The sequence below is a fragment of the Nocardia sp. NPDC004415 genome (assembly GCF_053602435.1).
In genome coordinates, this window is sequence record NZ_JBSGDP010000005.1 from 77,398 (window position 1) to 90,986 (window position 13,589).

Genomic DNA, 13,589 nt, shown 5'->3' on the forward strand with positions numbered 1-13,589 from the left:
GATGACCCGGCGGATCCGGTTCAACGCGTTCGACATGAACTGTGTGGCCCACCAGTCACCCGGGCTGTGGCGCCATCCCGACGACCAGTCGCACCGGTACAAGGAATTGAGCTACTGGACCGAGCTGGCGCGGCTGCTCGAACGCGGGCGTTTCGACGGCATCTTCATCGCCGACGTGCTCGGCGTCTACGACGCCTACGGCGGGGACGACGTCGCCGCGCTACGCCAGGGCGCGCAGGTGCCGGTTGCCGATCCGCTGCTGCTGGTGACGGCGATGGCGGCGGCCACCGAGCATCTGGGTTTCGGCATCACCACCGGCACCGGCTTCGAGCATCCCTTCCCGTTCGCCCGGCGGCTGTCCACCCTCGACCATCTCACCGACGGCCGGATCGGCTGGAACGTGGTCACCGGTTACCTGCCCTCGGCCGCACGCAATATGGGCGCCGACGACCAGCTCGACCACGACGACCGCTACGACCAGGCCGACGAGTATCTCGAGGTGCTCTACAAGCTGTGGGAGGGGTCCTGGGAGGACGACGCCGTGGTGCGTGATGCCGAGCGCGGCGTCTACGTCGACCCGGCGAAGGTGCACCACATCGGCCACCGCGGACGGCATTTCACCGTGCCGGGCATCCACCTGTCCGAGCCGTCACCGCAGCGCACCCCGGTCATCTACCAGGCGGGCGCCTCCCCGCGCGGGGTTCGTTTCGCCGCCGAGAACGCCGAGGCGATCTTCGTCGCCGGGCCGTCGAAACGGGTGCTCGCCCAGACTGTTTCGCGGATCAGGGACGCGCTCGAACAGGCCGGTCGCGACCGTTACGCCGCCCGGATCTACGCGCTGGCCACCATCGTCACCGATGCCACCGACGAGGCCGCGCACGCCAAACACGCGGACTATCTGTCCTATGCGAGCGTGGAGGGCGGGCTGGTGTTCATGTCCGGCTGGATGGGCATCGACCTGTCGCGCTACAGCCTCGACGACCCCATCGGCGAGGTGCACAGCAACGCCATCCAGTCCGCGGTCGCCGCCTTCCAGGAGTTCGACGACGACGGCCGGGAGTGGACGGTGCGCGATATCGGCCGCTGGGCCGGGATCGGCGGGATGGGGCCGGTGTTCGTGGGCTCGGGGGAGACCGTGGCCGATCAGTTGCAGGACTGGGCCGCCGAGACCGACCTCGACGGTTTCAACCTGGCCTACGCGATCACCCCCGGCAGCTTCGAAGACGTTGTGCGCCACGTGGTTCCGGTGCTCACCGCGCGTGGTGTCTATGCCACCGAGTACGAGCCGGGGACGCTGCGGCACGCGCTGTTCGGCGCGGGTGACCGGCTGCCGGACGAGCACCGGGGCGCGAGTTACCGGGTGGGCGGCCGCAATTCGACGGCCCTGCCCGAGTCGGAGGTGCGGCTCACAGCCATTGATTCCCGCTGATCGCAACCCTGCACCTCGCGCACGGAAAGGCGCACCATTTCGCTATGACATCGCAGAATCCCGCTTCACGTTCCACGCGTTCGGCCGCGATCGTCGGCGCCGGACAGACCGGCGTCACCGCGGCGCTAGGTTTGCTCGATGCCGGCTTCGAGGTCACGCTCTACAGTGACCGCGACCAGCCGGCCCTCCGCAACGACGTTCCCGCCACCGGCACCGCCCTGGAATTCGGGGTGGCGCAACAGGCCGAGCTGGCCCTCGGCCTGGACACCTACACCGCCCGGGCACCCCGGCACACCGGGCTCAGCGTCCGCATCGCCGACCCCGAGCGCAACGAACTCATCGCCTTCGACGGCGATTTCGACGGCTATGTCGGCGTCGCCGTCGACACCCGGCTCAAGGCCGACGAGCGGCTGACCGCCTTCCGTGAGCGCGGTGGCCGGTTCGTCGTCGAACAGGTGACCCCGGAAACCCTCGACGGCATCGCCGCCGCCCACGACCTGACCCTCGTCGCCACCGGGCGCGGCGGTCTGTCGGACCTGTTCGCCGTCGACACCGCGCGCACCGTCTACGACGCGCCCCAACGGTCGCTGCTCACCGTCACGGTGACCGGTCTCGACCACGATCCGGGCGTGTTCGCCCACCGCAGCCCGGCCGGTGGCGGGCACAGCGGGTTCTCCATCTTCGCCGACCAGGGCGAGGGCTGGTGGGGTCCGTACCTGCACAAGGACGCCGGGCCGAGCTGGGCGTTCCTGGGCTGGGCCCGGCCGGGCAGCGACTGGGAGAAGCGGTTCGGCGCCGCGGATTCGGCCGCGTCGGCGCACCGCATCGTCACCGAGCTGTACCGCGACTACATCGACTGGGATCTGCCCGAGGTGCTGGCCACCCGGGTGATCGAGGACGATCCGCACTCGTGGCTCAAAGGCGCGGTGCGGCCGGTGGTCCGGGAGGGAGTGGGGCGCACCGCGGGTGGTCATCCGGTGGCCTCGCTGGGTGACACCTCCGTCGCCTACGACCCGATCGCGGGACAGGGCGCGCAGAGCGGGTTGATCCAGGCGCAACGGCTGGTCGCCGCCGCGGCGGTGCACGACGGCGCGTTCGACGAGGCCTGGATCGCCGCCCGGTACGCCGAGTTCCTCGCCGCCCGCAGCGATGCGGCGGCGAAGGTGACCCGGTTGTTCCTCAGCGACCCGGAATTCGCCGATATCGGCGGGCAGTTCTTCGCCGCCGCGGCGGTGGAGCCGCGCTTCGCGAGCGCGCTGGTCGGGCTGCTGCACCATCCGCAGCCCTTCCTCGGGGTCGACTCGGCCGAAGCGGCGGGCGCCTACATCGAGCAGGTCACCGGGGTGCCCGCCGCCGATGTGCTCGGCCGGTTCCAGCCCGCGGGCCGCTTCGAGCGGTCGGCGTTCGCGCCCGCGCTCACGCGCGCCTGAGCCGGTGACGGCCGCGGCGCCGCAGTACTACGCGTCGCGGCCGTCAACGGGCCGCTGTGTCCTGAGGCCGTCGGCGACGGCGGTGCTGAAGGTGGCGACGAGGAGGTCGAGTTCGTCGCTGTCGGCCCGCAGGCTGTCGGTGCGCCAGGACAGCGACAGGATGCCGTTGAACGCGGCCCACAGGGTGGTCGCGACGCGATCGGGATCGAGGTCCGCGCGGGCCGTGCCGTCGGCGACGGCGTCGCGCAGGATGGCGGCGAGTTTGCCGTTCTGCTCCCGGGTCAGCTCGGCGATACGTTCGAGCGTTTGCGGCTCGTGCGGCGGATCGGACAGGATGCGGAACTCGTCGGGGCGCTCCCGGGCGAAACGCGCGTACTCCGCCGCCGCGCGCAGCAGGCGCTCCTCGACGGAGCCCGGCGTCGCGTAGGCGGCGTCCATATAGGTGCGGTTCTCCTCCATGGCGAGTTCCGCGACCGCGGTGAGCAGGGCCGCCCGGCCACCGACCCGGTTGTAGATCGTCTGCACCGCCACATCGGCGCGCTCGGCCACCGCCTCGAGAGTGAGCGCGCCGGTGCCCTGCGCGGCGATGATCTCCCTGGCCGCCTCGATGACGGCCCGGCGATTGGCCGCCGCTCGGCGCTGGGTGCGGGTTTCGGTACTGGACACCTCGTCAGTGTAAGCGGATTCCAACAGTAGAAACCTCAACCAAGAGGACGGGTGACGGGTACGTGGCGGCGGAGGAAGTCGAGCTGGTCGGTGACATTGCGCTCGAAGTCCGCGCCGACATAGATGTCGAAGTGGCCCGCGTCGTAGAGCGCGATCTCGCCGCGTGGGGCCTGGGCGGCGTATTTCCGGGTCGGGCGGGCCGGGGCGACGGTGTCGCGTTCGCAGATGGCGAAGAAGATCGGGCAGGTCACTTCGCGGGCGCGGCGACCGGGGAAGTGGCGCACGATGTCGAGGCCGAAGCGGGCGGCCACGTCGGTGGGGACGTGCAGTCCCTCGGGGATGAGCGCGGTGACACCGGCGACGCTGTCGGGGGTGGCCATGAGCGAGGTCGAGCCGGGCGGCCCGTAGGTCGGGACCATGACCGGCGGCCGCCCCCATCGGGCACCGACGACATCGCGCAGGGCGAGAGCGGTGACCTTCGCCGAGCTCAGCGGCGGGATGGCGAACGCGGAGGCGAAGCCGTCGGTGAACGGGCACTGGGCGATCGCGGCGGCGACACGGTGGTCGTGCGCGGCGGTGACGATGGCGTGCCCGCCGCCGAACGAGGTGCCCCACACGACGACCCGGTCGGGGTCGGCACCGTCGATCGCGCGCGCGTAGGTGATGGCGGAGCGCCAGTCCTCGAGCTGCTTGCCGATGTCGAGCAGCTGACGCGGTTCGCCGGAACTCGCCCCGAAGTGGCGGTAGTCCAAGACGAGGCAGATGTACCCGGCGGCGACGAAGCGCTCGGCGAAGGCGTCCAGGCGCATCTCCTTCACCCCGCCGACACCGTGGGCCATCACGATCACGGGCCGCGATTCGTCCGTGGCGGGCGTGTAGAGCCAGGCGGCGCAGGTGCCGTCGCCGGACGGGAAGGTGACGTCTGTTCGGGTCATCCCCTCACTGTAGTGGAATAGCTTCTAAATGTGGAAGTGTATCCAACAGTGACGCTGGTTGCGGAACTACCTCGAGGCGACACGACCATGAACGGCTCTATGTCGCAACCCGTTTCCGCAGGCCGGCGCGGATACACTTGTCGGCACCATCTCGCTCTGGAGTTGCAGATCACCGCCCTGGACCCGGGCTCGATCGCCCGGTCGCAGTCTCGGCGCCGATATCACCGGGGAGTCGACCATTGCCCGAGCCGGAGGATTCCGCGACGCTGTACGCAGAACTGCTCGACTCGGCCCGCCGGCTGTCGTTCGACCTGCGTGACTACCAGACCGGCACCGACGACGCCGACCGGTACGGCATGACCCCGGAGTGGTCCCCGCTCTACGGCACCCCGACCTGGACCCGGATGAGCGAACCGGAGCGCAGACGGCTCACCCGGCGCGAAGTCACCCACTTCCTCGGGGTGGCCATCTGGCTCGAGATCGCCCTGCAGATCGTGCTGCTGCGCCGCAACCACAGCGCCGACCCGACCCGGCCCGACGTGAAATTCCTGTTCAACGAATGCGCCGACGAGAACCTGCACTCGCTGATGTTCGTCGGCGCGATCGAGCGCCTCGGTGAACGCCACAGCCCCCTCGATCGCGTGATGATCCTGATGGGCTGGGTGTTCCGGACCTTCGCCTGGGAGGAGGTCGCCTACGGCATCGTGCTCGCGGGCGAAGAGGTCTTCGACGTGATGCAGCGCGACTGGTCCATCGACGACCGGGTCGCGCCCGCAGTGCGCCGCAGCTCGCACGTGCACGTGGTCGAGGAGTCGCGGCACATGAGCTTCGCGCGCCAGAAGATGCGCGACCGCCTGCGCGGGGTCTCGCGGGTGCGTCGCTACGTCAGTGCCGTGCTGATCGCCTTCGGCGCGCACATCATCGCCAAGGGCCTGATCAACAAGGGCGTCTACCGCGGGCTCGGGCTGGACTGGCAGGTGGCCAGGACCGAGATCGGCCGCAACGAGCACCACCGGATGATGTTCCGCCGGGCCACCGCGCCGCTGGTGGAATTCCTCGACCGCGAAGGGCTGCTCAACGGTCTCGCCCGGAGCATCTACCGCAAGTCGAACCTCCTGTGAAAGGGACCGCCGACAGTGAGTTTCGTGATTCTCGGACACTGCTGCAAGGACGGGTCCTGTCTGCGGGTCTGTCCGCAGAACTGCATCGGCCCCACGCCCGGTGACCCGGACTTCGCGGCCGCCGAGCAGCTGTCCATCGACCCGAGCGCCTGTATCGGCTGCTCGGCATGCGTGGACGCCTGCCCGGTGGCCGCGATCAAACCCGAAGCGGCGCTGACCGACACCGAGCGGGTGTACGCGCGGCAGACCGGTGGCTCCCGCGACGAGCTGCCGGGCGCGCGGCGCACGGGCAGGCCCGAGATCCCCATCGCTCTGGATGCCGGGCGGGGCCAGCTGCGCATCGCGGTCGTCGGGGCCGGGACGGCGGCCATGTACACGGTCCGGGAACTCCTGCAGCGATCCAGCGCGGTCCGGGTGACGGTGTTCGAGCGTGGTGCGCGGGCGGGCGGGCTCCTGCGGACGGCGGTGTCACCGGATCATCGGGGGATCGGGCAGCTGACCCGGTTGTTCGATGTGCCCTTCGCGGACTCGCGGGTGGAGAGCCGCTTCGGGACCCGTGTCGGCGTCGACGTGACGATCGAGGCCCTGCGCGACCGATTCGACGTGGTGATCCTGGCTTTCGGCGCCACCACCCCGCGCACGGTCGCGGGGGCGGCGATGCCGGATGTCCACCAGGCGATCGACCTGGTGGCCGCCGCCAACGCCGTCGCGCGGGACGGTGGCGTCCCGGCCGTCACGGTGACGGGACCGGTGGTGGCGATCGCCGGTGGCGGCAATGTCGCGCTGGATGTGGTGGCGAACATCGCCCGGCGGCGCATCGTCGACCGCTCGGGTGCGCCGATCGCCCGGGTGGTCGTCCTCGCCCGCTCGCCGGTCTCCCGGCCGTCGTTCACCTTCTCGGCGCTGCACGAACTGCGGCAGCTCGACGTCGACATCACCGTCGACACCGGCGGTGCTCGCCTCGGTGCCACGTCGGCTCCCCTCGACCAGTTGCTGACCGAACTCGCGCGACCAGATCGGCGTTCGCGGCTGTCGGGACTGCCGGTGGAGGTGATCTTCGGGCGCACCGTCACCGGGGTGCGCCCGGGTGCCGGGCGCCTGTGCGTGGACACCGAGCGCACCGGCTCGGGTGACGTGGAAGTGACGGCCGACTCGGTCGTTCTGGCGTCGGGATTCACCTGTGAGCCGGTGCCGGGAGTGCCGCTGGGTCCCGACGGCGCCGTGAGCAATCGGGAGGGCAGGGTCGTGGACGTCGCGACCGGCGTGCCGATCGCGGGACTCTACGTGGTCGGGTGGGCGAAGCGCGGTGGCCGAGGTGGACTAGGCGAGAACCGGCGGTGTGCCGCCCAGACCGTCGACATGATCGCGGCGGACCTCGCCGCGGTGCCGAGCAGCCGGTAGCGGGGGTGCCGAGTACCCGGTGGTTGCGGCGGTGTCGTGCGGATTCTCGTCATCCGGTGTCAGGACCGGGTGACGAGCAGCGTGGCGGGAAGGCATACCTCGGCGCGGACACCGCCGTACGGGGACTCGTGGAGGCGGACAGACAGGGCGTGCTCGGCGGCCAGGTGGGCAACGACCAGCAGGCCGAGGCGGCTGTCTTCGGCCAGGATGTCGACGCCGAAGTGCGGGGGGTTCGCCAGTTCGGCATTGCATTCGGCCAGACGCTCGAGTGACATGCCGATGCCCTGATCGACGACCTCGACGAGCGCGCCCGTTCCGGTGACCCGGCTGGTGACGTCGACACGGGTGGTGGCCGGGGAGAAGGCGGTGGCGTTGTCGACGAGTTCGGCCAGCAGGTGCGCGAGATCGGCCACGACCGCGCCCGGCACCGCCACCTCGGCGGTGCGGCCGATGCGCACCCGCTGGTAGTCGGCGCTCTCCCCGATCGCACTGCGGACCACCTCGCCCAGGGCGACCGGTCTGCTCCACTGCCTGCCCGGACGGACCCCACCCAGGATCAGCAGGTTCTCGGCGTTGCGCCGCTCTCTGGTCGCGAGGTGATCGAGGGCGAACAGGGTGGCCAGCACGTCGGGGTCCTGCTGGTCGCGTTCGGCCTCGTCGAGAATCCGGAGCTGGCTGTGGACGGTGTCCTGGCTGCGCCGGGCCATGTCGACGAAGACGGCCCTGGTGCCCTCGCGCAACCGCAGCTGGGCCACCGCGGCGCCCAGGGCGGCGTCGGCCGCGTGCTCGAAAGCCTTCGCCACCTCACCGATCTCGTCGCGGCCGACCTGCGGCGCCGACACCGCGCGAGCCGGGCCCGGGTCACCCGCCCCCGCGGCGGCGAGCAGCGCGGGCAGTTCGTGGTCGGCGATATCGAGCGACCACTCGCGCAGCCGGCCCACCCGCCGGCCGAGCCGGGCCGCCAGCAGCAACGACACCCCCGCGGCGCCGAGGGCGAGCACGGTCGTGGACGCGCCGATCAGCACACCGCGGCGGGTCTCGCGCGCCACCGACTCGTCGATCTCCGCGGCGGTACTGCGGTGCAGCGCGGCGTACGCCCGCATCAGGCCGGTGAGCACCGCGGCCGAGTCGGTGCGCCACTCGTCCACCTCGGCCGGGGCCGACCGGCGGCCGGACGGGTCGGTGGCCAGCCACGTGAGCAGGGCCGATTCCCGCTCACCGAGGGCCCGCCAGGCCTCGCCGGTGAGCACCGTGGTCAGCGCCTCCCGTTCCGGGCCGCGCAGGTCGGCGGCCAGCGCGGACAGCGTGACGCGGTAGTGCCCCTGGTGGGCGGTGAATTCCGCGGTGTCGAAGGCGGTTCCGCCGGAACCGGCCAATCCCACCGCGACCGTCACCGACTTGCTCAGCGAGAGCACGCCGTCGATGAGGCTGCGCGACTGCGCCACCCGGGCCGCGGTGTCGGGATCGGGCGCGCGTCGCTGGGCGTCGCGGAAACCGGAGTCGAACAGCGTCAGCGGCGCGCGGAACACCGCGAACGCCTGGGCGGGTGGCAGCGCGCCGGTGTCGATGGCCCGGCGGGCCTGGGCCAGCTTCGGCGCGTAGTCCGCCCAGAACGCCGCGATCGCGGACGAAGGCCGGTGGCGCAGCCGATCCGCGCCGATCAGGGCGGTGAATCCGGCGTCGACGCGGCTACGCGCGGCGGACAGGCCCGCCGGGCCTGGACCGGTGCCGGTGAGTTCCTGCACCGACAGCAACTGCTCGGCGGTCACCGCGACCACCAGTTCGGAGGCGGCGGGCCGGATCAGTTCCAGGTCCTCGCTCCACTGGCGGATCTGCCCGGCGGTGCGCAGCTGCCCCGCGCCGACGATCAGGCCGATCACCAGCAATGTCGCGCCGGGAACCAGCGCCAGCACCGCCAGCTGCGTCCGGACTCTGTGTTTCACCGCGTACATCTGGCCAAGATAGGAGCTCCGATCGCGGGAATCGGCCGCTCTGCGCGGTCGTTGTCGAACTCGGTGCGCGATCGGCCGGGACGCTGTGAACCGACCCGAACCGCCGGGGGCGTCGTGCCCGGCGGCTGGGTAGTATCGCGGCACCCTGCCGGCAGAAGTGACAGATGGTGTTCAACGACCTCGACCCGGTGACGACCAGTTTCGTCGGACGCGACGCCGATCTCGACGCGGTGCGGCGTCTGGTCGACGACGTCCGGCTCGTGTCGATCACCGGGCCCGGCGGGATGGGCAAGACACGGCTGGCCCGCAGGATCGCGGTGGCTCTCGAACCGGGCTACGACGAGGTCTGCTTCGTCGAACTGGCCGGTCTGCGGCACGCGGCCGAGGTGCCCGCGGCGCTCGCGTCGGCGCTCGGGCTGCACATCGGCGCCGACGATTCCGCGCTGGACCGGGTGGTGGGACAACTGGCACCGCGCGCCGTGCTGCTCGTCCTGGACAACGGCGAACACCTGAGCGCGGCCGTCGCGGAGGTCGCGGTCGAGCTGCTGGCCCGCTGCCCCCGCGTGCACCTGTTGGTCACCAGCCGGGGATCGCTGCGGGTGCCGGGGGAACAGGTCTACCGGATTCCGCCGCTGACCGTCCCGGGGCCCGACATCGCCGACCCCGCGCGACTGCGCGACTGTCCCGCGGTGATGTTGCTGGCCGATCGGGCGCGCGCGGTCCGGGCGGACTTCCGTGTCACCGACGACAACGCCGCCGATGTCGCGCGGCTGTGCCGTTTGCTCGACGGGGTCCCGCTGGCGATCGAGCTGGCCGCCGCCCAGTTGCGATCCCTGTCGGCCCGCCAGATCCTGGACCGCTGGAGCGGCTGGCTCGCGCTGCCCGGTGCCTGGTCCCACGGTGTCCCCGACCGGCAGCGCACCGTCCGCGCGACGGTGGAATGGAGCTACCGGCTGTGCACCGCCGACGAGCGGGCGGTGTGGACGCGGCTGTCGATCTTCCGGGACTGGTTCGAGCTCGAGGCCGCCGAATACCTCTGCGCCGGAGCCGATGTCGCGACACCGATGCACGAGGTCGTCGATTCGCTGGTGGACACCTGCGTGCTGGAACGCCGCGGTGAGGACGTCGCGCACTTCCGGCTCCCGCGGTCGATGCGGGAACTGGGCCGCGAACACCTGCGCGCGGCCGGGCTGGAGGAACAGCTCACCCGTCGTCATCGTGACTGGTTCCGTGAGCTGGTGCTGCTGGCGGATCGCGAATTCCTCGGCCACCGCCAGCACGAGCTGGTCACCCGGTTGCGCACCGCGCAGCCGGATCTGCGGCGCGCGCTGGAGTGGTCGGTGGACACCCCGGGCGAGGCGGACGCGGCCGTGCAGATGGTGGCCTGCGTCGACGAGTTCTGGACGATGACCGGCGCCAACCGGGAGGTCCGCACGTGGCTGCATCGCGCGCTGGCCGCCGCGCCGGACAGCCCCTACGCCTCGCGTGGCCGGGTGGTGGCGGCACTGCACTCGCTGGCGATCTCGGACCGCGCGGCCGCCGAGCGCGATCTCGAACTGGCCGCCGCGGCCGCCGATCCCGGCGATCCGGTCGCCGCGGCCCGGATCACGGCAGTCCACGCGCTCGCGGCCAAAGTCGATCTGGACAACCTGCGCGCGGCCGAACTCGCCGAGCGGGCGGTGACGGTGTTGCGCGCGCACGGCCACGAGCGCGAAGCCCTGGGCGCGTGGAACATCGCGGTGCTGGCGACCGCGGCCGACGATCCGGACGGGCGGCTGGCCGAACTGCGGGTGGCGGTCGCACGGTGCGCCGAGCGCGGGGACTTCCACTACTCGTGTGTGCTGCGGTTCTCGATCAGCCTCATCGAGGTCATGCGCGGCAACCCCGACGCGGCCGCCGACGCCGCCGTCGCGGCCCTGCGGCACTCCCACTGGTGGGAGAGCCGCTACGGCGACGCCTATCACATCGAATCGCTGGCCTGGGTGGCCGCGGCGCGCGAACGCCACCACCGGGCGGCGACGCTGTTCGGGATCGCCGCGGCAGCCTGGGACAAGCTCGGCGCGCACGCCGCGGTCGTCCTGGTCCGGCCGCACACGCGGTACCGGACCGCGACCGAGGACGCCCTCGGCGCGCCCGCCTTCGCTCGCGCCCATCGCGCGGGTTACACGATGCCGCTGTCCGAGGCGATCGAGTTCGCGCTCGCCGAAGCCGAACCGCCCGAACCCGTGCCGCTGACTCCCCGCGAGCTCGAGGTGGCGGCACTGGTCGCCGCGGGTCTCACCAACCGCGAGATCGCCGCCGAGCTGGTGATCGCGACGCGCACCGCCGACACCCACCTGCGCAACATCCTGGCCAAGCTCGGCATCGCGAATCGCACCCGGCTCGCGACCTGGATGCTGGCCCGCACCCCCGACCGGGCTTCGGGCGAGGCGAATACGTAGTTCTGCCGATTGCCGGTACGCACGATCGCCGGGCACGCTCGATCCCACATCCGTCCGGACGAGGGGACAACCGATGGGGTACAGCAGAACCGGTGCCGCGCAGGCGGTACCCGGCCCGTGCTTCCCTGCCGCGGAACTGCGGCAGGCCCTGGTGGCGGAACTCCGGGAGACCGGGGCGATCGGGCCGGGTGACCGGCACCTGGCGACGATCGTGCGGGTGTGCCTGGCGGTGGTCGACGGGCTGAATGCCGGTGTGGCGGTCGCGCCGACGATCGGCGAGCTCGACCGGTACGCCGCGCAGTGGGCGCGCGACCAGGTTCCCGTCGACACCGTCCTGGCCCTCGTGCACCGGGGAGTGAGCGTCGCGTTGCGCCCGCTGCCCGGCCAGGCGATCGACGCGGCCGCTCTCACGACCGCGCTCGGTGCGGTGTCGGCCGCGATCTCGGGAAGTTACGCACGCTGTCTCGTGGCGACCGGTGGCACCTTCGTCGCGGCCGAGGAGGCGCTCGCGCGCAAGCTGCTCGCCGGCGCCGATGCCGCGCAGACCGCCCGGGGATACGGGGTGGAGCCTGCCGAGCAGTACTGGGTGCTCGCCCTCGGTATCGACGCCGCGGACGCGCACGCGGCGTCGGGGATCGACCGCCGGGTACGCGAGCACCGGATGGTGGCGCGCGTCCGGGCCGAACTCGCCGCGGTGGGCACCGGCCGCGCGCTGTCGGTGTTGTCGGCGACCGGTGGCACCGCGCTGCTGCCGTGGCCGCAGACGAGATCCGGTGACCTGGAGGCGATCATGAACGCGCTGGCCCGCGCCGCGCAGACACCGGTCCTCGGCGCGGTGACCCGCGCCAGGCCCACGGAGATGGCCGAGGCCGGACGGCAGGCCCACGAGCTGCTGGCCCTGCTGCGGCGGCGCGGAGTCGGCGGCGGGGTCCACCGGTTCGAGGATCACGCGCTCGAATGCCAGATCGCCCGGCCCGGTCCCGCCCGCGACCTGCTGGCCGCGGTGCTACGGCCGCTGGCCGATCACCCCGAGCTGTTCCACACCCTGCGCTGCTATGTCGACTGCGAGATGAGCAGGCGGCGCACGGCCGACGCGCTGCGGCTGCACATCAACACCGTCGACTACCGGCTGCGCCGGATCGCGGCGCTGACCGGATACGACCTCACCGACAGCCACGACGTCTGGTACGTGCGGTCGGCCCTCGTCGTCACCGAACCGCCCGCGGCCACCGCCTGATCAGCGGAAACCCGACGCGCGCACCGCCGCGACGACCACCTCGGCGACGCCGCGCATGCCCTCGACGGTCGGGTGATACGGCACCAGGGTCTGATCCGCGACGACCGGCTCGAACCACCGGACACCCGGCGGCGCGCACATGTCGTGTCCGCGCGCGGCCGCCACGGTGTCGACGTAGGTGGCGCCCGCGGCGCGCGCCTGCGCCGCCACCACGCCGTTGAGGCGATCGAACGCGGCCTGGATCCGGGCCGCGCCCGCGGTGTCGAGCCCGAGCATCGCCGCGCAGGTGCGGCCGTCGGTGTAGCTCGGCCAGCCGTCGACGAAGATCGCGGCGCCGGGGGCCAGGGCGGTGATCTGCCGCAGCGCGGCCGCGTAGTCGCCTGCGATGGCGTCGATCTCGGCGTCCCAGGCCGCGTCGGCGCAGTCCCGCCCTGCCACGGTGCCGAGGTGACAGGCGACCACGTGCCGGGTGAAGTTCGCGTCGTTGGCGCCGATGTGCAGGGTCACCAGGCGGGTGGCCGGACCCAGCGCCTCGAACTGCGGTGCGATCCCCGCGCCCTGGGCGCTGGTCAGGTGGGTGATCCTGGCCGAACTGCAGGTGCGGTCGTCGAGCCGCAGTCCCAGCTGCTCGGCGATGGTGGCCGGGGTGTTCACCGTCGAGCGCGCGCACAGCGGCGGCGCGGTGAGGTCGAGGTGCTGCACGCCGGTGGTGGCGGCCCCCGAATCGCCGAGGGCGACATACTCCGCACCCGGGGGCGCCGCGACGGCGACCGGCTGCGTAGTCAGCGCCGTCGCCACGAGTCCGCAGCCCATCCCGGCGGCCGCCCGTGCCCACCGGGAAACCCGGCCATGATCGCGCATCACTGTCCTCGTTTCCTGCTCCGTCGTTCGTCGTGATCGTGCCGTGTCCCGACCGGCCACGCTATCGCCGGTGCGGATTGTCCGGGCTGGAATCCCACGGTTCGGCGGTCCGGGCT

The 13,589-nt window shown here is 72.0% G+C and carries 10 protein-coding genes; 6 read left to right on the top strand and 4 right to left on the bottom strand.

The window, feature by feature from the left end; translation table 11 throughout:
* Position 1: 1 nt before the first annotated feature.
* Together ACWEMY_RS03965 and ACWEMY_RS03970 are read left to right on the top strand one after the other, a co-directional pair.
* Positions 2-1,429, top strand: coding sequence for an LLM class flavin-dependent oxidoreductase (locus tag ACWEMY_RS03965; RefSeq protein ID WP_452388775.1), 1,428 nt, complete (start codon positions 2-4; stop codon positions 1,427-1,429).
* Between the two features lie 44 nt (positions 1,430-1,473).
* Positions 1,474-2,859, top strand: coding sequence for a styrene monooxygenase/indole monooxygenase family protein (locus ACWEMY_RS03970; protein ID WP_452388776.1), 1,386 nt, complete (start codon positions 1,474-1,476; stop codon positions 2,857-2,859).
* Between the two features lie 27 nt (positions 2,860-2,886).
* Here ACWEMY_RS03970 and ACWEMY_RS03975 read toward each other — a convergent pair whose 3' ends face one another.
* Positions 2,887-3,525 (bottom strand): TetR/AcrR family transcriptional regulator, encoded by a 639-nt coding sequence (locus tag ACWEMY_RS03975; RefSeq protein ID WP_452388777.1) that lies wholly within the window; start codon positions 3,523-3,525, stop codon positions 2,887-2,889.
* 35 nt (positions 3,526-3,560) lie between these two features.
* Positions 3,561-4,460: an alpha/beta hydrolase gene (locus tag ACWEMY_RS03980; RefSeq protein WP_452388778.1), complete on the bottom strand. Its 900-nt coding sequence runs from the start codon at positions 4,458-4,460 to the stop codon at positions 3,561-3,563.
* Between the two features lie 239 nt (positions 4,461-4,699).
* Between ACWEMY_RS03980 and ACWEMY_RS03985 the strand changes: the two genes are divergently transcribed.
* Positions 4,700-5,581 carry an AurF N-oxygenase family protein gene (locus ACWEMY_RS03985; RefSeq protein ID WP_452388779.1) on the top strand — a complete coding sequence of 294 codons (882 nt, stop codon included), beginning with the start codon at positions 4,700-4,702 and terminating at the stop codon, positions 5,579-5,581.
* 24 nt (positions 5,582-5,605) lie between these two features.
* The gene (locus tag ACWEMY_RS03990; RefSeq protein WP_452388780.1) at positions 5,606-6,982 is read left to right on the top strand and encodes a 4Fe-4S binding protein; all 1,377 of its coding nucleotides are present in this window, start codon (positions 5,606-5,608) and stop codon (positions 6,980-6,982) included.
* 59 nt (positions 6,983-7,041) lie between these two features.
* Here ACWEMY_RS03990 and ACWEMY_RS03995 read toward each other — a convergent pair whose 3' ends face one another.
* A complete protein-coding gene (locus ACWEMY_RS03995; RefSeq protein ID WP_452388781.1) occupies positions 7,042-8,934 on the bottom strand; it encodes a nitrate- and nitrite sensing domain-containing protein in 1,893 nt (630 codons plus the stop codon).
* A 164-nt stretch (positions 8,935-9,098) separates the two neighbouring features.
* On the opposite strand from ACWEMY_RS03995, the gene ACWEMY_RS04000 reads away from it, so the two are divergent.
* The gene (locus ACWEMY_RS04000) at positions 9,099-11,375 is read left to right on the top strand and encodes an ATP-binding protein (RefSeq protein ID WP_452388782.1); all 2,277 of its coding nucleotides are present in this window, start codon (positions 9,099-9,101) and stop codon (positions 11,373-11,375) included.
* A 73-nt stretch (positions 11,376-11,448) separates the two neighbouring features.
* Positions 11,449-12,612 (top strand): PucR family transcriptional regulator, encoded by a 1,164-nt coding sequence (locus ACWEMY_RS04005; protein WP_452388783.1) that lies wholly within the window; start codon positions 11,449-11,451, stop codon positions 12,610-12,612.
* Here the strand turns inward: ACWEMY_RS04005 and ACWEMY_RS04010 are convergent, their stop codons facing one another.
* Complete coding sequence (locus tag ACWEMY_RS04010; RefSeq protein ID WP_452388784.1) at positions 12,613-13,473, bottom strand: SGNH/GDSL hydrolase family protein; 861 nt, start codon at positions 13,471-13,473, stop codon at positions 12,613-12,615.
* Between the last annotated feature and the right edge of the window lie 116 nt (positions 13,474-13,589).